Source organism: Dyella sp., assembly GCF_035277725.1.
Taxonomy (GTDB): Bacteria; Pseudomonadota; Gammaproteobacteria; order Xanthomonadales; family Rhodanobacteraceae; genus Dyella_B.
This window is the reverse complement of the sequence record NZ_DATEJY010000039.1, coordinates 12,706-32,787: the sequence shown is the minus strand read 5'-3', so window position 1 is coordinate 32,787 and position 20,082 is coordinate 12,706. Positions and strand designations below refer to the sequence as shown.

The 20,082-nt window shown below is 61.4% G+C and carries 21 protein-coding genes; 11 read left to right on the top strand and 10 right to left on the bottom strand.

The window, feature by feature from the left end:
* Positions 1-238 precede the first annotated feature (238 nt).
* Positions 239-745, bottom strand: a complete 507-nt coding sequence (locus VJR68_RS03395; protein WP_324146141.1) for a nuclear transport factor 2 family protein — start codon at positions 743-745, stop codon at positions 239-241.
* Between the two features lie 222 nt (positions 746-967).
* Here VJR68_RS03395 and VJR68_RS03390 point away from each other — a divergent pair, with 222 nt between their 5' ends.
* Complete coding sequence (locus VJR68_RS03390; protein WP_324146140.1) at positions 968-2,053, top strand: sensor histidine kinase; 1,086 nt, start codon at positions 968-970, stop codon at positions 2,051-2,053.
* Entirely contained in the window at positions 2,050-2,796 is a 747-nt protein-coding gene (locus VJR68_RS03385) for a LytTR family DNA-binding domain-containing protein (protein WP_324146139.1), read from the top strand. The genes VJR68_RS03390 and VJR68_RS03385 overlap by 4 nt, the downstream gene beginning before the upstream one ends.
* Positions 2,797-2,908: 112 nt before the next feature.
* Here VJR68_RS03385 and VJR68_RS03380 read toward each other — a convergent pair whose 3' ends face one another.
* From VJR68_RS03380 to VJR68_RS03370, 3 genes are read right to left on the bottom strand one after another with little or no spacing between them, the layout of a single operon-like run.
* Positions 2,909-5,077, bottom strand: a complete 2,169-nt coding sequence (locus tag VJR68_RS03380; RefSeq protein ID WP_324146138.1) for an alpha-N-acetylglucosaminidase — start codon at positions 5,075-5,077, stop codon at positions 2,909-2,911.
* A 10-nt stretch (positions 5,078-5,087) separates the two neighbouring features.
* Positions 5,088-5,363, bottom strand: coding sequence for a lipid-A-disaccharide synthase N-terminal domain-containing protein (locus tag VJR68_RS03375; RefSeq protein ID WP_324146137.1), 276 nt, complete (start codon positions 5,361-5,363; stop codon positions 5,088-5,090).
* Positions 5,360-5,653, bottom strand: a complete 294-nt coding sequence (locus VJR68_RS03370) for a lipid-A-disaccharide synthase N-terminal domain-containing protein (protein WP_324146136.1) — start codon at positions 5,651-5,653, stop codon at positions 5,360-5,362. The genes VJR68_RS03375 and VJR68_RS03370 overlap by 4 nt, the downstream gene beginning before the upstream one ends.
* 210 nt (positions 5,654-5,863) lie before the next feature.
* On the opposite strand from VJR68_RS03370, the gene VJR68_RS03365 reads away from it, so the two are divergent.
* On the top strand, positions 5,864-6,238 hold the full coding sequence (locus VJR68_RS03365; protein ID WP_324146135.1) for a YciI family protein: 375 nt from the start codon (positions 5,864-5,866) through the stop codon (positions 6,236-6,238).
* 75 nt (positions 6,239-6,313) lie between these two features.
* On the opposite strand, the gene VJR68_RS03360 is transcribed toward VJR68_RS03365, so the two are convergent.
* Complete coding sequence (locus tag VJR68_RS03360) at positions 6,314-7,210, bottom strand: ion channel (protein WP_324146134.1); 897 nt, start codon at positions 7,208-7,210, stop codon at positions 6,314-6,316.
* A 102-nt stretch (positions 7,211-7,312) separates the two neighbouring features.
* Between VJR68_RS03360 and VJR68_RS03355 the strand changes: the two genes are divergently transcribed.
* Positions 7,313-8,032, top strand: a complete 720-nt coding sequence (locus VJR68_RS03355; protein WP_324146133.1) for an HAD family hydrolase — start codon at positions 7,313-7,315, stop codon at positions 8,030-8,032.
* A gap of 7 nt (positions 8,033-8,039) precedes the next feature.
* Positions 8,040-8,228 (top strand): CPXCG motif-containing cysteine-rich protein, encoded by a 189-nt coding sequence (locus tag VJR68_RS03350; protein ID WP_324146161.1) that lies wholly within the window; start codon positions 8,040-8,042, stop codon positions 8,226-8,228.
* A gap of 247 nt (positions 8,229-8,475) precedes the next feature.
* Here the strand turns inward: VJR68_RS03350 and pncA are convergent, their stop codons facing one another.
* On the bottom strand, positions 8,476-9,111 hold the full coding sequence (gene pncA / locus VJR68_RS03345; RefSeq protein ID WP_324146132.1) for a bifunctional nicotinamidase/pyrazinamidase: 636 nt from the start codon (positions 9,109-9,111) through the stop codon (positions 8,476-8,478).
* A gap of 88 nt (positions 9,112-9,199) precedes the next feature.
* Here pncA and VJR68_RS03340 point away from each other — a divergent pair, with 88 nt between their 5' ends.
* Positions 9,200-9,583: a hypothetical protein gene (locus VJR68_RS03340; protein WP_324146131.1), complete on the top strand. Its 384-nt coding sequence runs from the start codon at positions 9,200-9,202 to the stop codon at positions 9,581-9,583.
* A gap of 79 nt (positions 9,584-9,662) precedes the next feature.
* On the opposite strand, the gene cls is transcribed toward VJR68_RS03340, so the two are convergent.
* The 3 genes from cls to VJR68_RS03325 all read right to left on the bottom strand — a co-directional run bounded on the left by cls (position 9,663) and on the right by VJR68_RS03325 (position 13,207).
* Positions 9,663-11,063, bottom strand: a complete 1,401-nt coding sequence (cls, locus tag VJR68_RS03335; RefSeq protein WP_324146130.1) for a cardiolipin synthase — start codon at positions 11,061-11,063, stop codon at positions 9,663-9,665.
* A gap of 159 nt (positions 11,064-11,222) precedes the next feature.
* Entirely contained in the window at positions 11,223-12,590 is a 1,368-nt protein-coding gene (locus VJR68_RS03330) for an FAD/NAD(P)-binding protein (RefSeq protein WP_324146129.1), read from the bottom strand.
* A 38-nt stretch (positions 12,591-12,628) separates the two neighbouring features.
* Positions 12,629-13,207, bottom strand: coding sequence for a cysteine dioxygenase family protein (locus VJR68_RS03325; protein ID WP_324146128.1), 579 nt, complete (start codon positions 13,205-13,207; stop codon positions 12,629-12,631).
* 231 nt (positions 13,208-13,438) lie between these two features.
* Between VJR68_RS03325 and VJR68_RS03320 the strand changes: the two genes are divergently transcribed.
* Positions 13,439-13,723 (top strand): hypothetical protein, encoded by a 285-nt coding sequence (locus VJR68_RS03320; protein ID WP_324146127.1) that lies wholly within the window; start codon positions 13,439-13,441, stop codon positions 13,721-13,723.
* A 105-nt stretch (positions 13,724-13,828) separates the two neighbouring features.
* Here VJR68_RS03320 and VJR68_RS03315 read toward each other — a convergent pair whose 3' ends face one another.
* Complete coding sequence (locus tag VJR68_RS03315) at positions 13,829-14,491, bottom strand: TonB family protein (RefSeq protein WP_324146126.1); 663 nt, start codon at positions 14,489-14,491, stop codon at positions 13,829-13,831.
* Between the two features lie 461 nt (positions 14,492-14,952).
* Between VJR68_RS03315 and hemA the strand changes: the two genes are divergently transcribed.
* The 4 genes from hemA (at position 14,953) to VJR68_RS03295 (ending at position 19,988) form a co-directional block, all read left to right on the top strand.
* A complete protein-coding gene (gene hemA, locus VJR68_RS03310) occupies positions 14,953-16,212 on the top strand; it encodes a 5-aminolevulinate synthase (RefSeq protein WP_324146125.1) in 1,260 nt (419 codons plus the stop codon).
* A gap of 262 nt (positions 16,213-16,474) precedes the next feature.
* Entirely contained in the window at positions 16,475-18,013 is a 1,539-nt protein-coding gene (locus tag VJR68_RS03305; protein ID WP_324146124.1) for a catalase, read from the top strand.
* A 67-nt stretch (positions 18,014-18,080) separates the two neighbouring features.
* Entirely contained in the window at positions 18,081-18,707 is a 627-nt protein-coding gene (locus tag VJR68_RS03300; RefSeq protein ID WP_324146123.1) for an ankyrin repeat domain-containing protein, read from the top strand.
* A 270-nt stretch (positions 18,708-18,977) separates the two neighbouring features.
* Positions 18,978-19,988, top strand: coding sequence for a hypothetical protein (locus VJR68_RS03295; RefSeq protein WP_324146122.1), 1,011 nt, complete (start codon positions 18,978-18,980; stop codon positions 19,986-19,988).
* Positions 19,989-20,082: the final 94 nt, after the last annotated feature.

The following is a 20,082-nucleotide window of genomic DNA, read 5'->3' as shown; positions in this document are numbered from 1 at the left end:
GCGAGAAACTCTTGTTGTCATTCCAGCGAAAGCTGGAATCGAGTGCCTTTCAGCCCAAAGACGCTGGATTCCTCGCTCCTCAAAGCCGAGCACATCCATGTGCTCTCCCCGCGTACCAGCTTTCGCTGGAATGACGGGTTTGGGTTCTGTAGCGGCTGGAAGAACCTTAAGCTCGGAGCGTTGACCCTAGCCCTCCCCTGCGAGCAGGGGAGGGGACGCATCCGGCAGCTGTGCGTCACTACGCATCCACCCCCGTATGCTGCGAATACAACGCATGCCAGCGCCCGTCGACGTAAATGAAAACATCTGACGAACGCACACCTTTCTGCGGCCCCAGCGCCGGGTCATAAAACGTGATCACAGCCGTATTGCCATGTACGACTACCGCGCTGCCATAAGGATGCTGCCGCTGATACTCCGCAAACTTGAGCTGGGCCTGTTCCAGGCTAGTGCCCTTGCGCTTGGCGGCGCCGGCGAGAATCGCATCCTTGGCATGCACCAGGCCGCTGTTACCCACCGAGCGGTACTCCGGCAGCAGCATCTGATCGAGCCATGCGGTATCGCCGGTCATTTCGGCGAGGGACCAATGCGTGTCGGTGGCCATCACGCCGGCTTGCGTCTGCTGTGTTTCATCGACCGACATCTGCGCGGCATCCGCGGCCATGGTGTGTAGCGGAATGACCAGGCAAGCGAGCAACGCAATCGCCGTGATGGTGGCTAGACGGGTTTGAGTGAAGATCGCCATATGCATCCTCTGTAAGGTCCGGTGAGAATGCCGAGCATCGGCATGCCTTGGCAGGCGGACACGTGCTTTGTGACGAGCGCCTTTGATGCGGGGTGAGCGGTCGAATCGCCAGGGTGAACGGTTGTGCGTGCACAAAGCCTTGCAGCGTGCTTCCAAAGCCTTTGCATAGTCCGCACACTAGCGTTGCGTCAATGGCCATACAGCGGTGGAAGGCGAAGGGGCATGAACGAGTCGATCCGCACGCACAAACTGAAAACCTTCGGCCTGGCGTTCGGCTTCTGGACGGTGCTGGCGCTGTCGTATGCGGCCAGCTCCGTGCTTGGCGGCATCAGCGAAGGCCGTTCTGTGTCGTGGTTCCGCGTGCTCTCATGGAACTTTATCGACTTCTATTTATGGATGGCGTTGACGCCGGTCGTCAGCTGGCTGGGTCGTGCGGGTGCACAGGGATGGCGGCGATTCTGGATGCTGCATATTCCCAGCAGCATCGCGCTTGCCGCTTTGCAGAGCACGGTGATGTTGCTGCTGTACTTCGGGTGGTGTGGTCCCAATCCCAAGGGAAACGTGCTCACGCTGAGCGATTTGCTGCGCGACGAATCCGTCTACAAATTCCATCTCGCCTTGCTGACCTATTGGATGATGCTGGTGGTGCTGCGCGGCTTTGCATCCTGGCGTTCGCTGCGCGATGAGCGATATCGCAATGCGCAACTGGAAACGCAGCTTGCGCAATCGCAACTGCAAGCCCTGCGCATGCAACTGCAGCCGCATTTTCTGTTCAACACTTTCAATGCCATCTCTGCGCTGACGGTGGCCGATCCGCAACAGGCCAAGCTGATGATTGCGAGGCTCAGCGACTTTCTGCGGCTGACGCTGGAAGAGCGCCATGCCCAACAAGTGCCCCTGTCGCGCGAAATGCAGTTTCTGGAATCCTATCTCGGTATCCAGCAAGTGCGGTTCCAGGATCGGTTGGTGACGCACGTGGACGTCGGCGACACCAGCAAGGCGATGGTGCCGAGCCTGATCCTGCAGCCGCTGGTGGAGAACGCGCTGCGTCACGGATTGCTGGCCAAGAACGACGGCGGCGCATTGCACATCCTTGCGTGGCGCGATGGTGATGACTTGCTGCTGTGCGTGGAAGACGACGGCCTCGGCCTGCCGGCAAACGGGGCCGTGGAAGGTGTGGGTTTGAGCAATACCCGCGCACGCCTGCAAGCGATGTTCGGCGACAAAGCGAATATGGATCTATCCCCGCGTGCCGACGGCGGCACGCGCGTGGCGTTGCGTTTTCCTTTCGTGGAGGTCGGCGCATGACTGCTCTGCGCCTGCGCGCCTTGTTGGTGGATGATGAAATCCTTGCGCGCGTGGCGTTGCGCCAGGCGTTGGCCGTGCATGCGGATGTCGAGGTGGTGGGCGAGTGCGGCAACGTGCAGGAGGCCACGCTGGCGATCGCAACACTGCAGCCGGACTTGGCCTTCCTCGATATCCAGATGCCCGGCGGCAATGGCTTTAGCTTGTTGCACGAGCGCGCTTGCGGCGAAGCGTTGCCATTGATCGTGTTCACCACGGCATTCGCTGACCACGCCCTGCAGGCGTTCGATGCGAATGCGATCGACTACGTGCTCAAGCCGATTGACCAGGCCCGCTTCGACCAGGCGATGGAGCGGGTGCGCAGGCACTGGCACGGGCTGCAACAACATCGCGTTGCGGCGGGCAGCGGCGACTACGTAAAGCGTATCAGTGTGCAGGTAGGCGAGCGAACCATGGTGATTCCGGTGTCGGATATCGACTGGATCCGTGCCGACGACAACTATGTGCGCATCCATGCCAGTGGCAGCACTTACCTGCATCGCGAAACGCTGAGCCATCTGCACGCGTCGCTGGACCCGGGGCATTTCTTGCGCATCCATCGCAGCACCGTCGTCAACATGAATCGCATCCGGGAAGTGCATACGTTGTTTCAAGGGCATGCGGAAGTCGTACTGCACGATGGCACTCGGCTGGATTTGAGCCGGCGGTTTCGGCATGCAGCGCGTAGTGCGTTGCGGCTGCGTTGACCATACGAATAACGTCCTCAGTGTAGGTTGGATGAGTGACGTAGGCTGGGATGATAATCCCAGCTTGACTGAGGGTGCGAAATGCTGGGGTTTCAGTCCAGCCTACGGTTATTTATCGCAATGCTTCGATGATACGTTTTGCAACGTCGCAGGCATCACCTTCTGGCTTGTCGCTATACACCTGCTTGCCGCGGTTCCACGCTTCGCCCATGGCAAACCAGTCGATTGCCTTGGGCGGTGTGCCGGTGCGCAGCGCCTCATCCAGTGATTGGAAATACGTCTGCCAACGCTGCCGATAATAATCACGCGTAAGACCGGCCCAATCCTTGTTGCCGTAGTCGTGCAGGTTGGCGCCCTCGCTCGCCTTGCGGTCGCCCCAGGTAGTGAGCAAAGAGCGCGCGTCGTAATCGAGCTGCGCGCCTTCCTGTGGGGAAGATGCCCACGGCTGTACCTGCGCCAGCCAGTTGCCGACCAGGAAGAATCGGTTGGTGGCAAGCAACTGGTCTTGCAGGTCCATCAGCTTCAACCAGCGTTGCGCAAGTGTTTCGAAACGCGTTCGATCCTTGACGTCGTACGCCGCCTTGATCTGCGGCAGCAGCAGGCGGCTTTCGTTGGCCAGCGTCTGGCGTGCGATATCCACCAGATCGTAGTGATAGGTGTCGCTGCTGCGCAGGGCAGGGGCAACTTGCAGCAGTTCGGGCAGCGCTTGCTTGAAGGCTTGCGCGCTGTAGCGCATCGCTTCCGGCGACCAGTTGGAGGCACGATTGGCGACAAGGCTGGGTTGTGCGTTGAACAGCGATTCCTGTGCCGCATCGCGCTCGCTGTTGAACACAACCTGGTCGATGCGGATGTCATAAGCGGTATGCAGCAGCACGTTCCATGCGGCCAATGCGTGCGGATCGGCAGCGCCGTAACGGCGTTGCACGTAGTCGGTAGTCCATACATCAAGATCGACCGGCTCGCTGCGCCAGGCCATTTCGGTAAACAGGTCGAAGGCGAACGGATTGGTGCCCATGCCTTCGGTAAATAACGCGGTACCGGCCATGTTGTCGTTGTTGCGACCCAGGCGTTGCAGCCGTTGGGTGATGTTGCGGGTGTTGGCGCCGAGCGTGGTGCGTCCACCGAATTCCCAGATGCCGCCGAACAGGAACGGTGCATCCTGGAAATCTTTTTGGCGGTTGTCGCGCGGTGCGCGGTCGTGATCGATATCGACGATCAGCAGGTCCTTCCGATTCACGCCCGCGAGCAAGTCCTGACGTGGATTGCCCTGCCAGGCGAGCATCATCCAGCGTGCACCCGGATGCGCGGCAAGCAAGGCGTTCTGCACGTCGCGTGCGGCTTCCGGTACGGGCACGTCGCCGGCGTCGCCACCTTCCTGGAACACTTCCATATCGTAGATGCTGCTGTCGCCGAATAGCTCGCGCTGGTGTCGATAGAACGAGGCAGCCAGCCTGGCAAACATCGGGTCGCGCGGATCGAGCCAGCCTGGCCGCGTAAAGCCGGCCCATTCGCCCTGCGGTATCACATGCGCCTTGGGAAACTTGCGCTGGAAATCCGCCGGCACGATGCCGTAGAAACCGGGCAGTACAGGTGTAATGCCGAGTTCGCGCAGGCGCGCGATGATCTGCTGTGCGGACGCTGCACGCTTATGCAGCAGCGTGGTGCTGATCGGTCCGTTGAAGCAGCACAGGTTGCCCATCAGCTGCCAGTTCTGGTGCGCGGGTTGGGTGATCCAGTTGCGGATGTCCTGATCCGAGTAGCCGGCATCGCGGAAGGTTTGATAGAGCACGCTATCCGTGCCGCGCTCGATCAACACGGCATTGATGCCGGACAAGGCGAGCACGTCGATTTCGCGCTGCCAGCGCGGCCAATCCCAGTAAGGCGCGGTATAGCCGTCGACGTTTTCGTTGAGAGCGTAGCGGGAAGGGTAAGGTGTTTCCCGCGCGATCACCGTCGTCGGCAGCGGAAACGGCGCATCGCCGACGCGGTCGCCATTAGGCGAGATCTGCACGTGCGCCACGTATTTGAGATACCAGTTCACGCCGAACAGCAGTGCGCTCGGGGTGCTGCCTTCCACGCGGATATGGCCGTTGTCGCGAGCGATGCGGAAACGCTCGTGACCGCTTGCCGGTAGCGCGCCGAGTTCGAATTGCTGCGCTTGATGCGGTAGCAGGCGCGCGATGACCGCTTGTTCGGGGCGTGTATCGAAGGAGGGGGCGGCGGCGCCTGCTCTTGCAATCGTCAGCGCCAGGAGGGCGAAGCAGAGCAAGAGCGGGCGCATGTGATGTGCGTCAGTCCGACTCGGGCTGCTTGCGCAGCATGATCAGGTTGCGCAGGAAAATCGCCAGCGTCACCGATTCGCCGATGATGAACACCAGTTCGCGCTGGTGGATGGCGTAGCTCAATACGATCACGCCACCGGCCACGCTCAGGTACCAGAAAGCGGGTGGGATCAGGCTCTGGCCGCGCGCTTCGCTATACAGCCATTGCACCAGGAAGCGCACGCCGAACAGCAGTTGCCCGACCATGCCAAGGCCGATCCACAGGGCCTGGTTGCTCAGCGTCATGATGCAAGCTCCGTCGGCTCGGCGGCGGGTTCTTTCTTGTCGCGCCGGCGCATCTGCAGGTTGCGCACGTAAATCAGCAGGCCGCTGGCCTGGGCCACGATGAATACCGGGTCTTTCTTGTAGCAGGCGTAGCACAGCAACAGCAGCGCGCCGATGATGCTGGCGTACCAGAACGCCACGGGGATGACGCTGCGGCGCTTGTATTCGCTGTAGATCCACTGCAGTAGAAAGCGGCCTGAAAAGATCGTCTGGCCGATCAATCCCAGCACGAGCCAGGCGTTATTAAGCATTCCCATTCAGGTTACTCGGAAGGTACGGGGCGGCAGCTGGGCACCGCTTGGGCAAAAGCTAAGCATGTGAACTATAAGGCAGGCGCCCCGGGCGCGTCTCGAACGGTGCGCCGCCAGGCAGGCGTAATGGCCCTGGACCGCGCTTCCGGCTTGGCCTACCCTGCGCCGGCTGTCGGTCGCCTTTCATCCCCATGCCCCTGTGAGAAGCCCATGAAATTCCTGGTCATGATCTACAACGACGACACCCTGCTGGACACGCTGCCCCCCGGCAAGTTCGACACCATGATGAACGGCTGCTTCAAGCATGCCGATGAGCTGCGCGCCGAAGGCCATCTGCTCGATTCCATGCAACTGGAGCCGCCCGCGCAGACCAAGACCGTGCGCGTGCGCAACAACCGCACCATGGTGGTGGATGGGCCGTTTGCGGAAACGCGGGAATACCTGGGCGGCTTCAATCTGATCGAGGCCGAGGATATGGATGAGGCCGTGCGCATTGCGCAGTCGTTTCCATGGGCGGCCACGGGGTGTATCGAGGTGCGGCCGGTGAAGGATATCGATGCGGAGCGTCAACGCGTCGGTGCGTGAAACTCGTAGGTTGGGGTGCGAACCCCAACATCGTGATGCAGGTGTGGATGGCGATGTTGGGGTTCGCACCCCAACCTACGGTTCGTCGATCGGCAACACGTCATGAAAGACGTTGTAATCAATGATGCTCACGCCATCGCTATCCCGATGTACCAGATCGACGTAGCGATGGTTCCAGCGCACTTCCTTGATGCCCCATTGCTGCCGCGCCATCATCGATTGCGAGGTGGTTTCATCGACGCCTTCGATGGTGAGCAGTAGCGCGGCTTCGCTGGCTTCGAGGTTTTCCAGCGGCACGTCGTACAACGGGCTGGTCTCGTCGATCACATGCATCACGTTCCAGCTCAGCATGAAGATCGGGTGCTGATCGCGCACCAGTTTCAGGTCTTCGATGCGGCGTATCTGAAAGCCTTCCGGCGACGCATGCAGGCGCAGCAGATGCAGCTGTGCCGAGGCTTGCGCGATCAGGTTCTGCCGCATGTTGGCGGCGCGCAGCATCAGCGTCTGCTTGCCGTCGATCATGCGCACGATGGGATGCTTGCCGAACAAGATCTTGGAGCGTGGGCGCGAGAAGCGCGCGAAGATCAGCCCGGTGAACACCGCGATGTTGCCCATGCCCAGGATGATTTCCCCGGTCGCCACCACGTGCGTGTAGACCGACTGCGGATGCATGTCGCCATAGCCCACCGTGGCCAGCGTTTCCACGCTGAAAAAGAATGCGCCGGCCAGGCCTTTCGGAAACTGGTTGGCGATGCCGTTCGGGTCGACCTGATAGATCATCGCGAACAGGGCGTTGAAGATCAGGAACACGCTGATCGCCACGCCGAAAAAGGCCGGCCAGCTCATGGTCAGCGCGCGATGGTAGAAGTCGTCCCAGAAGTGGTCTTTCAATCCTTGCGAGACGAACGGGCGTCCGCCGATCTGCACGACGCGCGGCCGTTGCCAGAAGGATCCCGCCCAATTGCCATTCATGCTTTCCAACCCCCGCGTCAATGCTGCGGTCGATTGTAACGCTCGGCATGCGCCGGCGCGGCTGGCGCGGTAAGCTTTCCAACCCCATCCGAAGGACGGCTCATGCTCAAGCTCATCGGCTTTGATGGCGACGACACGCTTTGGCACAGCGAGGGCTATTACCGCCAAGCCAGCGCGCGCTTCACCGAGCTGGTCGGGCGCTACGTGGATGTGGGCGACAGCCACGTGCAGGCGACCATGCTGGCTACCGAGCGGCGCAATCTGAAGCTGTTCGGCTATGGCGCAAAAGGCATGACGCTGTCGATGGTGGAAACTGCGATCGCGATCACCGAGGGGCGTATTTCCGCTGCGGATATTCACGCATTGGTGGAGGTTGGCAAGACCGTATTGCAGCATCCGGTGGAACTGCTGCCCGGTGTGCGTGAAGCGGTCGCCGCGGTGGCGGAGCATCACGAGGTGGTGTTGATCACCAAGGGCGATCTGTTTCATCAGGAAAAGAAAGTGGCGCAGTCCGGCATGGCGGATCTGTTCCATCGCATCGAGATCGTCTCGGAAAAAGACACGGCCACTTATCACCGTGTGCTTGGCGAGTTTTCATTGGAGCCCGCGCAGTTCGCGATGGTGGGCAATTCGCTGCGCTCGGATATCGAGCCGGTGATCCGCCTGGGCGGCTGGGGCGTGCACATGCCTTATCACGTGACGTGGGAGCACGAAATGGAGAACGGCCTGGGCGAAGCGGATGCGCCACGCATGCTGACCGTCGAGATGCCTTCGGCCATACCGGCGGCGATTGCGCAGTTGGCCGAGCGCGCCGGGGCGTGACATGGACATGCTGAGGCCACGCACGATCCAGTGCCCGTATTGCGGGGAGCACATCGAGATACTCGTCGACGCCTCGGCGGGTGATCAGCATTACATCGAGGATTGCCAGGTGTGTTGCCGGCCGATCAGCGTGTCGGTGTGGATCGGGGCGGACGAGGATGTGCGGGTCAGTGTGGCGGGAGAGGATGAGGGTTAGGCGCAATGGCACTAACTTAGGCCGTACTTCACTCGAATACGACGAAAAACCTTAAATCGTCGTCCCGGCGAAAGCCGGACGTAGCGCGAAGCGCGAAGAACATCCGAAGGATGGCCCCGAAGGGGTGAGCGAAGCGAATCACCCAGCGACTTTTAGATCCTCAAAGTCACTGGGCCCCGGCTTTCGCCGGGGCGACGGGTGTGAGGTGAACGGATGGGCGCAGACGAGATGTCCGGATGCTCGCGCATCAACCAAGGTTTGCCGAATCCACCATCCCCACGCCCCATTCCAGCAGCCTCGCCCGCATCGCGCCATCACTCGTCGACGTCACCGGCCGCGTCAGATCCCAGATCACCCGCGCCCGGAATCCCGCCGCCAGTGCATCCTGCACGGTCCACAACACGCACACGTCCCGCGCCAGCCCGACGGCATACACCTCGCTCACGCCACGCTCCTTGAGCCACCCCGCCAGCCCGGTGCGAGGACGCTGCCTATCCGGCCCGTGGTTCTCCTGAAACGCGCTATACGAATCCACTGCCGGGTTGCTGCCCTTGCGCAGGATCAGGTCGACCGGCGACCAGTCGATGTCCGGGTGCAACGCTGCGCCCGGCGTGTCCTGCACGCAGTGGTCGGGCCATAGCGTTTGTGGATGGCCGTACAGCGGAATCTGCTCGAACGGACTTTTTCCCGCATGTGTGCTGGCAAAGGAGACGTGCCCGCGCGGATGCCAGTCCTGAGTGGCGACCACTTGCCCGAAAAGACGTTGGCGCAGCAGCCGGTCGATGCCGGGAACGATGGCATCCCCTTCATGGCAGGCCAGCGCGCCGCCGGGCATGAAATCCGGTTGCACGTCGACGACGATCAAGGCGGCCTGGGGATGCATGCAAACGGTCCGGTGAAGTGGTCGCAAGATTCCACAGCGGAGCGGCGGCATAATGCAAGCGACCACTTCAGGAACGCGGGAACGGCAGATGCATTACGACCAATCGTGGATGGGCTACGGGCTGGTGGGCGGCCTGGAAGCGGGCGGCATCAGTGCGGCCGTGGCCTTGCTGGTGTACCTGGTCGCTTATGCCGTTGGCCGCAAGCAGGGCTGGAGCCCGCTGCGGATGATCGCCATCGCCTTCCTGGTCTCGCTGCTGCTGACGGCCAGCGGCGACTTGTGGGACCTGATCTATTTCAACTACGCCAACATGAACTCGCTGCAATACCTGAAGGTGCGGCTGGCTGAGGTGCACGATCCGGACAACATCGGCTTGCGCGTGTTCTGGGAGCTGCTTGGCGCGCTGGTGGGGGCGGTGTTCGGATGGCTATTGCGCGGCGGCGATTGGCGCAGTGCGTTGCGTGGTGACTGAAGCGCGCCAGGTCTAAGCGCAGGCTGGGATGAAATCCCAGCATGGATCATGCATGGCGGTACTGGGATTTCATCCCAGCCTACAATATCGGATCAAACAACCGCGCCACGTGCATGGCGAGCTTCCGCAGATAAGCCGATTTGCGATATTCATCGCGCGTGATTTCTACCGACTTGGCGAAGTCCGCTGCGAACATCCGCTCCACGTCTTCGGCAAACGCACGATCTACGTTCAATGCGCCGATCTCGAAGTTGAGCCGGAACGAGCGGTTGTCGAGGTTCATGCTGCTGACGCAGGCGGTGTCGTCGTCGATCAGCAGCACCTTCTGATGCATGAAGCCGGGCTGATAGCGATAGATGCGAATGCCGGCATCGATCGCATCGTGCGCATGCAGGATGGATGCAAGAAACACGGTGTGATGATCCGGACGCGAAGGCAGCAGCACGCGCACGTCCACGCCGCGCATCACCGCCAGTCGCAACGCCGACAGCACGGCCTGGTCGGGTACGAAGTACGGTGTGCTGAGCCAGAGGCGCTTGCAGGCGGCATTGATCGCGACGGTAAAGAACAGCGAGCAGCTTTCCTGCGGATCGGCCGGTCCGGAGGCGGCGATCAGCGTATGCGCGCTGCCGTGCGCGGGGCCTGCCGGCAACAGGGGCGGCAATTCACCGGTGACCCAATGCCAATCCACCGCAAAGCTGCGTTGCAGATCGGCCACCGCCGGACCGGCCAGTTGCAGGTGAGTGTCACGCCATGGCGCGAGCGGCGGCTTGAGGCCAAGGTACTCATCGCCCACGTTGAGGCCACCGAGAAAACCGATCCTGCCATCTACCACGACAATCTTGCGATGGTTGCGAAAGTTGAGCTGAAAACGATTGGGCCGGCGCCGCGTGGCAAACGAATGGATGGCCACGCCGCCGTTGCGCAGCGTGTCGACGTAGTGGCGGGGCAGGGCATGGCTGCCGATGCCATCGAACAGCACGAACACGCGTACGCCGGCCGCCGCCCGCTCCAGCAGCGCTTGCTGCATGCGCCGGCCAAGTGTGTCGTCATGAAAAATAAAGAACTGCACCAGGATGCAGTTTTCGGCGCGCGCAATGGCCTGAAAAATCGCCTCGAACGTCGTCTCGCCATCGATCAGCAACTTCAGTTGCTGCCCGGGATGAAACGTGCCGTGCATCATTTGCACCAGCGCGCTGTAGCGATCGCACGATGGTGGAATCTGGTTGCGTTCGCCACGCTGCGCGGCCTGCGAAAGACGCTGGCGATGCACGCGATGCAGTGTGACGTAACCCTGGAAATGGCTGCGGCCGAGATAGAGATACGGCAGCAAGGTGAAGTAGGGCAGCAACGACAATCCAAGTGCCCAGGCGAACGCGCCTTGCGGCGTGCGCGTGTTCATCACCGCGTGCATGGCGGCAAGGATGCCGGCGGCATGCAGCAGGAAGGCGAGCAGCGGGATGAGTTCCGAAAGCGTCATGGCGTGAAGTAGAGCATGAGCCGTGGTGCATCGGCACTCGGCTCGCCGTGGGTTGCCATGAATATCGGCCGTGGGCGAGGTGACGTAGGTTGGGGTGCGAACCCCAACGTCGTGATGCCCGCATGCATGGCAAAGTTGGGGTTCGCACCCCAACCTACGTCAGTCGGCCAGCCAGCGGTCCGCCAATTGGCGCGCCTGCTGCCGTATTTCGGGCATGGCGGTGGATTCCCACAGCGTGCCGCGCAGCATGCTGCCGATTGCATACAGGCGCGGCCATGCGTTGCCATCGTGCAGCAGGCGGCCTTCCGGGGTGGCCTGGATGCCCAGCCCGAACGGATCGGGACGGATGTGGCCGTTGGTAAGCAGTTGCTGCAACAGGGTGTGCTGCGTGCCGCGGATGTCGTTGTCCAGGCCGACGCTTTGCACGATCAGATCGGCATCGAGCGTCTGCGACTGGTGTGCGTGCTGCGGTACATACGCGAGTTGCGGGCCGCGTTCGCCAAGCGTCGCGCTGTGCAGCCGTCCGCGCAGACGCTGCAGGCGCCCTTGTTGTTCCAGCTCGGCGATGGATTGCGCCACTTCTTGCGGCAGGCGATGGCGCGCGCGCTCCCATGCCCAGCGCGCGTGACGCAGAAAACGTGCGCGGTCGGCTTGCGGCAGCAATTGCCAGAGTGCAGGCGTGTGCGGACGCAGGCTGTCGATCACGCGGCGCCAGTCGTCGGTGTGTTCGATGGCTTCGCGCAACAGGCGCATCCAGGTGCGGATGTCCGGCGCATCGCGCATGGTTTCGATCAATTCGTCGCCATCCTCGAACGGCAGCGACGCACTGGCCTGATGCACCTCCGGCACCACGCCATGGCGGGAGATGGCGGTGAAGCGTGCGTTGGGCCACAGCGCAGCCAGCTCGATGATCACGTCCACCGCGGTAAGCCCCAGGCCAACCACCGCGACGCGGTAAGCCTGTGTATCCGGCTTGGCTTCGGCCAGCAACGACCACGGTTGCGTCACATAGCGGCCACTGGCCAGCAACGCGTCATCCACGTTGGGAAGCGGGCGCGACGGCAACGTGCCGAGCGCAAGCACGGCCGCTTCGACGCGCGTGGTGCTTTCGCCCTGGAAAATGGTGACGCCCTCGTTTTCCGGCACCATGGCATCCACCGCATACGGCACGATGCGCACGTCATGGCCGTTGCTTTTGGCGCGCGCCAGTGCGTTCGCCGTTTCGGCTTCCAGGTATTCGCCGTACCAGCAGCGCGGCAGGAAATCGGTGCCGGAAATATCCGGATCGCGCTTCTGCATGTATTCCAGGAAACCGTTGGGACGGCTGGCAAACATGCCCATGGATGCGGCGCGCACGTTCAACAGATGCCGTACCGAACGCGTGCCATAGGCAATGCCGCGGCCTGGCGTGCCGCCGCCGGTGTACCAATCCAGATGCAGAGGCTGCGGCGTGGGACGCTCCAGCAGTTCGCTGAGCAGTGTGGCTCCCGCGGCGCCGCCGCCAACGATGGCGACGCGTCGAAACATGTCACTCCTTGAAATGGTGATCGGGCTTCAGGTTGATATCAGACGCGAAGCGGACCGGCGATGCGCGCGCGCTGCGGCAAGCTCAGCCAGTACGGCTCTGCCTCGACCTGCTCGTAGGTGGCGTAGTCTTCAAGATCGCCGCCATACACGTGCAAGGTCAACGCCGTTTCCTGCCGTGAAAGATTGCGGCAGCGATGCATGTACGGTGGGTCCGCATCGAACCAGGTGGCATCGCCGGGACCGAGCCAGTCGCGTCCGCGCAATTGCCACGGTTCCGAGGTGGACGCACGCGTCCACGACTCCACTTCGAGTGCGCCGTACAGGCTCATCTCGATACCCCACAAACCCGCATGATCGTGCGACGGCGAGCTATAGCCGGGCGGCCATGCCATCACCAGCACACTCACGCCGGGATGGCCGCGACGGGCCAGCATCCAGCGTTCGAAACCACGGTTGTGCGTTCGCAAATCGGAGAGGCCAACGGCCAGCGCCTGCGCATCGCGATGCACAATGGCGCCCAGTTCGCGTGACAGCGAAGCGAGGTCGGGACTCTTTTCCAGCGAATACGCAAGTGCAATATCGCGCAAGTTTTTAAGACTATTTCGGTATGTACGCATGGGACTCGTAAGCAGACCGCAGATGCCCGGCAGTGGAGCATGCGCACCGTTAAATGGTCGTAAGGCTGGAGCGAGCATGACTTCCGAGGCATGAAACCGCGTTTGTGGGGGCCTATGCTTCCTCCCAGTTGCTCAAGTCACGATCGCAGGTTGTGCAAGCTTTGCGGACAATGCCTTAAACCTTTGTCGGACGCGTCGCATCGAACGCGTACCGACGTCGGAGGAACGGACATGATCGAACTGATGGCAATCTTTCTGGTGATAGGCGGGCTGTGGCTGGTGGGTTCCTTGGTCGGCCTGGCTTTCAAAATCACCTTTGGTTTGATCGGCGGCTTGTTCAGCCTGCTCGCCGGCGCGCTTGGCATCGTGATCAGCGGCGTGGTGATGCTGCTGGTGTTGCCGATCATTGCCTTGTCGCTGTTGCCGGTTCTTCTGCCGGCGCTGCTGCTGTTCGGCTTGATATGGACGATCGTGCACCTGGCACGCAAGCCGGCGGTGACGCCGGTGGCGCGTTGATCAGAATACGGTTGGAAACAAGAGGAATAGGGAACAGCAAAAGCCAATGCTGCGGTACATGCCGCCCATCGCTCTTGACCATTCCCTACTCCCCAACCCTGTCTTTTACATATCCTGCAACACGAAACTGACCGGCACCTGCGCCCACGCCTTCACCGCATGGCCATCCATCACCGCTGGCTGAAACAGCCAGCTCGCCAATACTTGTTCGCGTGCGCTTTTATCCAACAACGGATAACCGCTGCTGCGATCGACGATCACATCGATCGGCTTGCCGCTTTCATCCACCAGCACGCGCAGCAACACCGTGCCTTGCATGTGCAAGCGCAAGGCTTGCGTGGGGAAACGTAACGGCGACGAACGATAGGCGAGCGAGACCACGCCCGGTGCGATGCTGGGCGGCGTTGCCACCGCCGGCGGCGTTGCCGGGACGAGGTTGTGCGACGGTTCGGTGGTGGGTGGCGACTCGACCACGGGTGGCGGTTCATGCCGCACGACCGGTATGTGCACCGGCGCTGTTACCGGCACGGGTTTGGGCAATGCCTTCAACACGATGGGCGGTGGTTGGGGCGGCGGCGGTGGCTTGAAAATGATATCCACGACCGTGGGTGGCGGCGCGTTGAACACTTCGGCCATCTGCGGCGCCAACGGACGCAGGGCGAAGACCAGTGCGGCAAGGTTGAGGGTGATGGCTGCGCTGAGCGCAGCCACGCGCACCATGTCTGGATGATGCGCACGACGAACGACTGCCAGGCCTGCGGACGACATAAGACGACCTCCTGACGACGATGTGGTTGTAGGCACCCGGCACGCCGTGTGGGGACACGGGGGGATCGTGTGAGTGCGGCTTCAGCGTATGCCTGTTTTTTGGGTTTGTGCAATAGCCGTCTAAAAGGTGCGAGCCATCTCCCCATAGAAAGATCGCCAAACCTCTGCCCGCCGTCCCGGCGAACGCCGGGGCGACGGTAGAAGAGGCGTTGGGTCTATAGGGCACTTCTATAAAGTGCCAGCCAGCTGTCGCTTGCGGTGATGCGCTCCCTCCCCTGCGGCAGTAGGGGAGGGAGCTTTTCTCGCAACATATAGATGCCTGCTCCGCGCAATTTATGGAAGTGCCCTATAGGCGGACTCTATGGAGGCGAAATCATTTTTCAATTTCAACAATCCGAGCGCCTTCCGTACGATCACGCCACCACTCGCCGCCGGCGACAGGAACTGCTCCAGGGGATTGCATGATCGACTACCTCGCCCATTTCCAATCCACGCTGGACCAGCTGAAGCAGGAGCGCCGCTACCGCGTCTTTGCCACCTTGGAGCGCCAGACCGGGCGCTTTCCGCATGCCAGCTGGGAAGGGCCGGATGGCCCGCGCGATATCGTGGTCTGGTGTTCCAATGATTACCTCGGCATGGGCCAGCATCCCGCCGTGGTCGCCGCCTTGACCGAGGCGGCGCAAAGCATGGGTGCCGGTGCGGGCGGTACGCGCAATATCTCCGGCACGCACCGCGCCATCGTGGCGCTGGAGCACGAATTGGCCGACCTGCATGGCAAGGAAGCGGCGCTGGTTTTCACTTCCGGCTACGTGTCCAACCTGGCCGGCATTTCCACCATCGCCCGGCTGCTGCCCGATTGCCTGATCTTGTCGGATTCGCTCAATCACAATTCGATGATCGAAGGCGTGCGCGCCGCCGGCAGCGACAAGCTGATCTGGCGCCACAACGACTTGGCGCACCTGGAAGAACTGCTTGCGCGTGCGGGCAACCGCCCCAAGCTGATCGTGTTCGAAAGCGTGTATTCGATGGACGGCGATATCGCGCCGATCGCCGGCATCTGCGACCTGGCCGAGCGCTACAACGCGATGACATATATCGATGAAGTGCACGCCGTCGGCATGTACGGTCCGCGTGGTGCGGGTATCGCTGAGCGCGACGGCTTGATGGATCGCATCGACGTGATCGAAGGCACGCTCGCCAAGGCGTACGGTACGTTAGGCGGCTATATCGCCGGCAAGCGCGCGGTGATGGATGCCGTGCGCTCGCATGCACCGGGTTTTATTTTCACTACTGCGTTGCCGCCGGCGATTGCGGCAGCTGCGAGGGCTTCGATTGCGCATCTGAAAACGTCGAAAGCTGAGCGCGCAGGTCAGCAGGCGGCGGTGGCGGCAACACGCAAAGCGCTGCAAGATGCCGGCTTGCCGGTGATGGCGAGCGATACGCACATCGTGCCGGTAATGGTGGGCGATCCGGATCTATGCAAGCAGGCGAGCGATCTGTTGCTGGAACAGCACGGCATTTATATCCAGCCGATCAATTATCCAACGGTGCCGCGCGGAACGGAGCGTCTGCGTATTACACCTGGGCCGCTTCACGATCAGGCGCTGGTGACTGCGCTGGCGGTGGCGATGGTCGACGTGTGGAAGACGCTTGGCTTGCCGTTGGTGCATGCGCATCCCGCCAATACGGAGCCGGTGAGCTGGGTGATGTCAGGCGGCTAGATGTCCCTATGTAGGCTGGGATGACCATCCCGGCTTTCGTGTGGAGGGCGATGCTGGGATGGTCATCTCAGCTATTTGCTGCTTGCGCGGCAGAATTTTCCGTGCGTGCAGGTTTTTCATGCGATTTTCTTCATTCCATCGTATGGACGTCCATATAGAAAACGCCTATCGATCCGATCCGTACAAACAATTAGACGCGTGAAGACTTCATCAGTGGAAATACGCCGGCTGTTGCGTACCTCACACCTTCGAGGAGTCATCCATGAAAACCATAAAACGCGTCACGCGTTATTCCCTGTTTGCCCTGTCTTTGGGCGTGGTCTTGAGCCTCCAGGCGCAAGATGTCCATCTCACTACCGATGCCGGCACACCCGTCGGCGACAATCAGAATTCGCAGACGGCCGGTCCCGACGGGCCTACCTTGCTGCAGGATTCCCATCTGATCGAAAAGCTGCAGCGCTTCGACCGCGAGCGCATTCCCGAGCGCGTGGTGCATGCACGCGGAACGGGGGCATACGGCGTTTTCCAGCCGACCGCCGACATTTCCGCGCTGAGCAAGGCGGTGGTGTTCAAGCCGGGTACGAGCACGCCGGTGTTTGTACGGTTTTCCACCGTCATGAACTACCGCGGCTCACCCGAGCAGGCGCGCGATCCGCGTGGCTTCGCCACCAAGTTCTACACCCAGCAGGGTAACTGGGACCTGGTCGGCAACAACATGCCAATCTTTTTCATTCGCGATGCCATCAAGTTCCCGGATTTCGTCCATGCGAACAAGCCGAGCGCGGTAACCGGCGTGCAGGATGCGAACCTGGCTTTCGACTTCTTCTCGCACACACCCGAAGCCACCGCCATGCTGACGCGCCTGTATTCGAAAGAAGGCATGCCGGACAACTACCGCGATATGGACGGTTTTGGCGTGCATGCGTTCAAGATGGTCAATGCCAACGGCGAGGTGCACTACGTGAAATTCCACTGGCGGAGCCAGCAGGGTCTGCACAGTCTTCGTCCACAACAAGTGGCCCAATCCATGGCCGAGGACTGGAACCACTACACCAACGACCTGTACGGCTCGATCAAGGCCGGCAACTATCCAAAGTGGGATCTCTACATCCAGGTGCTCGAGCCCAAGGAACTGGCGAAATTCGACTTCAATGCATTGGACGACACCAAGATCTGGACCGATGTGCCGGAACAGAAGATCGGTACGATGACGCTCAACCGCGTTCCCGACAATTACTTCGAAAGCACTGAAGAATCGGCGTTTGCGCCGTCGCGCATGGTGCCAGGCATCGAAGCCTCGGAAGACCGCATGCTGCAGGGACGCCTGTTTGCCTATGCCGATACGCAGATCTATCGCCTCGGCGCCAACTACCAGAGCATCCCGGTCAACCGTCCATTGGTGCAGGTGAACTCCGAAGACCAGGACGGCGCCATGAACATCAGCGGCCGCAAGGGCGAAATCAATTTTGAACCTTCCAGCGCCAAAGCGATTTCCGAAGATCCGGATGCACGACTGGTGCAAGCGGCATTGAGCGGCACCACGCAGCAGCGTGCGATCGAGAAGAAGCGTAATTTCCTGCAGGCTGGCGAGTACTATCGCGCCCTGTCAACGCAGGACAAAGCGGACTTGATCACCGCACTGAGCGCCGATCTCAACCACGTCACCGACGACGGCCACAAATACACGATGCTGTCGTATTTCTACAAAGCCGATGCCGACTACGGCACGCGCCTGGCCAAGGCCACGCACGCGGACGTTGCGCGCGTGAAAAGTTTGGCGGATCAACTTTCCGACAGCTGAGCCGTTGCGCCCTGCTCACGGAAGGCAGGGCGCGTTTTCCATCACTCCTCGACACGAGTAGATACGCATGCAACGTCGCTATATCGCTATGGCTGTGATTTTCGCGGTGACGCTGCTCGTGGGCGCCTATGTCTGCTTTCCCAAGTTTCGTCTTTGGATGCATGCGGATGCGCTCAAGCAAGCGTCCGCGGCGCAGTGGGTCGATGCTCATCGCTACGACGCGGAATGGTTCGATGCGGCCAGGGCGGGCAGGGTGGATATCCTGCGCCTGCTGCGCGACGCGCACTATCCCATCGACACGCGCAATGGCCCCGGCTACACCGCCGTGGTGTTGGCCGCTTACGATGAGCAACCGCAGGCGCTGGACTATCTGCTGCGTGCCGGTGCCAACGCGTGCATTGCCGACCGCAACGGCAACACGGCCTTGATGGGTGCCATCTACAAGGGCCATACCGAGACCGCACGCAGGCTGCTGCATGCCGGTTGCCCTATCGATCAGGTGAATAACGCAGGCGAGACGGCGCTGGCCTTTGCCGTGCTGTTCGGCCGCGATGAGGTGCTGCCTGACCTGGTACATGCGGGAGCGCGCCTCGACAGCCGGGATGTGCAAGGCCAGACACCTTTGGCGATAGCGTTGAAACAGGGCAATCAGCAGATGGCGGCGGTGCTGCGCCAGCTGGGGGCCGTGGACTGATCGGTATCCCCGGACATGAGATTTGTGTCGCCCTTCTGCTTTTGGGCGATTACTCGTGCAAATCGCGTGAAAGCGGGCGTTTTCTTCACCCGTGTTGCACATCTTCGCCGCGAGAGTGCCCCGGTCTTGGCCTGCCAGGGCGACAGGGACGGTCCGGGTACCCTTTCGGGGATTTCTTGTGTTTCGTGCTTCACCTCGAGCGGTGAAAAACCCCTTCGTTTGCGAAGGAACGCGTTCGCTCATTTTTTCTAAAGAGGAGAGACGCGTGTCATGAAACCAGTTACTCAATTGCGGATATCGTGGAAGAGCGCTTGCGCGCTCGTTGCCATGACGGTGTTCGGCGCATGCGGCGTATCGTTTGCGGCAGAAAACGCCAGCCAATCATTTACGCCCAAGGCGGTCAGCGAGTTCGCCACCCACGCACGACCCCAAGGCGTGCCGACCGATTACGTGGTGACGCCCAATGGCTTCTTCTCACCGTCATGCGTGCAACGCATTGCGGAAGGCGAAACGCTGCATGCCGACGGCAGTATCGAATCGGCCAATGGCATGCTGCGCAAGCCGACGGCCTGCACGCAGGCACACTACCGTTTCGACGGTACGCGCGTGGAAGCGAACGGCAGCTTCTCGATGCCGCCTATCTCGGCGGTACGCAAGCCCACCATCAACGGCTGGGTGGAAGACGCTAACTACGACAGCTCGGTGAACATCGGCAAGCTGGTAGCTACCTGGAAAGTGCCGAGCACGCCGACCAACCAGTCCGGCCAGACCGATTACTTCTTCCCCGGCCTGGAACAGTTGCCGACGGTGGAAAGCATCCTGCAACCGGTGCTTGGCTATGACGCCTTCAGCGGTACGATCTGGACGCTGTCCAGCTGGAATTGCTGCGTCAGCGGCACGACCTACTACAGCGGCCCGATCAACGTGAACGTGGGCGACACCATCCTGGGCACCACCCAGTGCAAGGCCGCCAACAGCTGCAGCACGTGGACGATCACCTCCAAGGACGTGACCACCGGCAAGAGCACCACGCTCACCACCAGCCCCTACGGCAACCTGCTGTGGGTGTTCGGCGGCGTGATGGAGGTGTATGGGGTCAGCAGCTGCAATGAGTTGCCGGCCAGTTCGCCGCTCACTTACTCAAGCATCGCGGTCTACAATACCGCCTTCACCAAGATTTCCAGCACGCCATGGGGTGCGGATTATCCGGTCGGCTCGACCTCGCCGCAGTGCAGCTACAACGTCTCGACCACGTCCAGCAGCGTGACCTTGAAGTATTGAGTTTCCGCCACACCGGCTCCCCCGTCCGAGGCGGGGGAGCTTTTTTTGGCCACGCACTTTTTCAGGGCGCAAAAAAAACCCCGCGGGGGTGCGG

Coding starts and splice junctions, on each gene's coding strand:
- VJR68_RS03360 (WP_324146134.1), bottom strand. CDS start 7,210: ATGAATGGCAATTGGGCGGGATCCTTCTGGCAACGGCCGCGCGTCGTG.
- VJR68_RS03370 (WP_324146136.1), bottom strand. CDS start 5,653: ATGCTTAATAACGCCTGGCTCGTGCTGGGATTGATCGGCCAGACGATC.
- pncA (WP_324146132.1), bottom strand. CDS start 9,111: ATGCATCCCCAGGCCGCCTTGATCGTCGTCGACGTGCAACCGGATTTC.
- VJR68_RS03350 (WP_324146161.1), top strand. CDS start 8,040: ATGCTGAGGCCACGCACGATCCAGTGCCCGTATTGCGGGGAGCACATC.
- hemA (WP_324146125.1), top strand. CDS start 14,953: ATGATCGACTACCTCGCCCATTTCCAATCCACGCTGGACCAGCTGAAG.
- VJR68_RS03305 (WP_324146124.1), top strand. CDS start 16,475: ATGAAAACCATAAAACGCGTCACGCGTTATTCCCTGTTTGCCCTGTCT.
- VJR68_RS03300 (WP_324146123.1), top strand. CDS start 18,081: ATGCAACGTCGCTATATCGCTATGGCTGTGATTTTCGCGGTGACGCTG.
- VJR68_RS03355 (WP_324146133.1), top strand. CDS start 7,313: ATGCTCAAGCTCATCGGCTTTGATGGCGACGACACGCTTTGGCACAGC.
- VJR68_RS03315 (WP_324146126.1), bottom strand. CDS start 14,491: ATGTCGTCCGCAGGCCTGGCAGTCGTTCGTCGTGCGCATCATCCAGAC.
- VJR68_RS03330 (WP_324146129.1), bottom strand. CDS start 12,590: ATGTTTCGACGCGTCGCCATCGTTGGCGGCGGCGCCGCGGGAGCCACA.
- VJR68_RS03390 (WP_324146140.1), top strand. CDS start 968: ATGAACGAGTCGATCCGCACGCACAAACTGAAAACCTTCGGCCTGGCG.
- VJR68_RS03320 (WP_324146127.1), top strand. CDS start 13,439: ATGATCGAACTGATGGCAATCTTTCTGGTGATAGGCGGGCTGTGGCTG.
- VJR68_RS03295 (WP_324146122.1), top strand. CDS start 18,978: ATGAAACCAGTTACTCAATTGCGGATATCGTGGAAGAGCGCTTGCGCG.
- VJR68_RS03375 (WP_324146137.1), bottom strand. CDS start 5,363: ATGACGCTGAGCAACCAGGCCCTGTGGATCGGCCTTGGCATGGTCGGG.
- VJR68_RS03340 (WP_324146131.1), top strand. CDS start 9,200: ATGCATTACGACCAATCGTGGATGGGCTACGGGCTGGTGGGCGGCCTG.
- VJR68_RS03380 (WP_324146138.1), bottom strand. CDS start 5,077: ATGCGCCCGCTCTTGCTCTGCTTCGCCCTCCTGGCGCTGACGATTGCA.
- VJR68_RS03385 (WP_324146139.1), top strand. CDS start 2,050: ATGACTGCTCTGCGCCTGCGCGCCTTGTTGGTGGATGATGAAATCCTT.
- VJR68_RS03365 (WP_324146135.1), top strand. CDS start 5,864: ATGAAATTCCTGGTCATGATCTACAACGACGACACCCTGCTGGACACG.
- VJR68_RS03395 (WP_324146141.1), bottom strand. CDS start 745: ATGGCGATCTTCACTCAAACCCGTCTAGCCACCATCACGGCGATTGCG.
- VJR68_RS03325 (WP_324146128.1), bottom strand. CDS start 13,207: ATGCGTACATACCGAAATAGTCTTAAAAACTTGCGCGATATTGCACTT.
- cls (WP_324146130.1), bottom strand. CDS start 11,063: ATGACGCTTTCGGAACTCATCCCGCTGCTCGCCTTCCTGCTGCATGCC.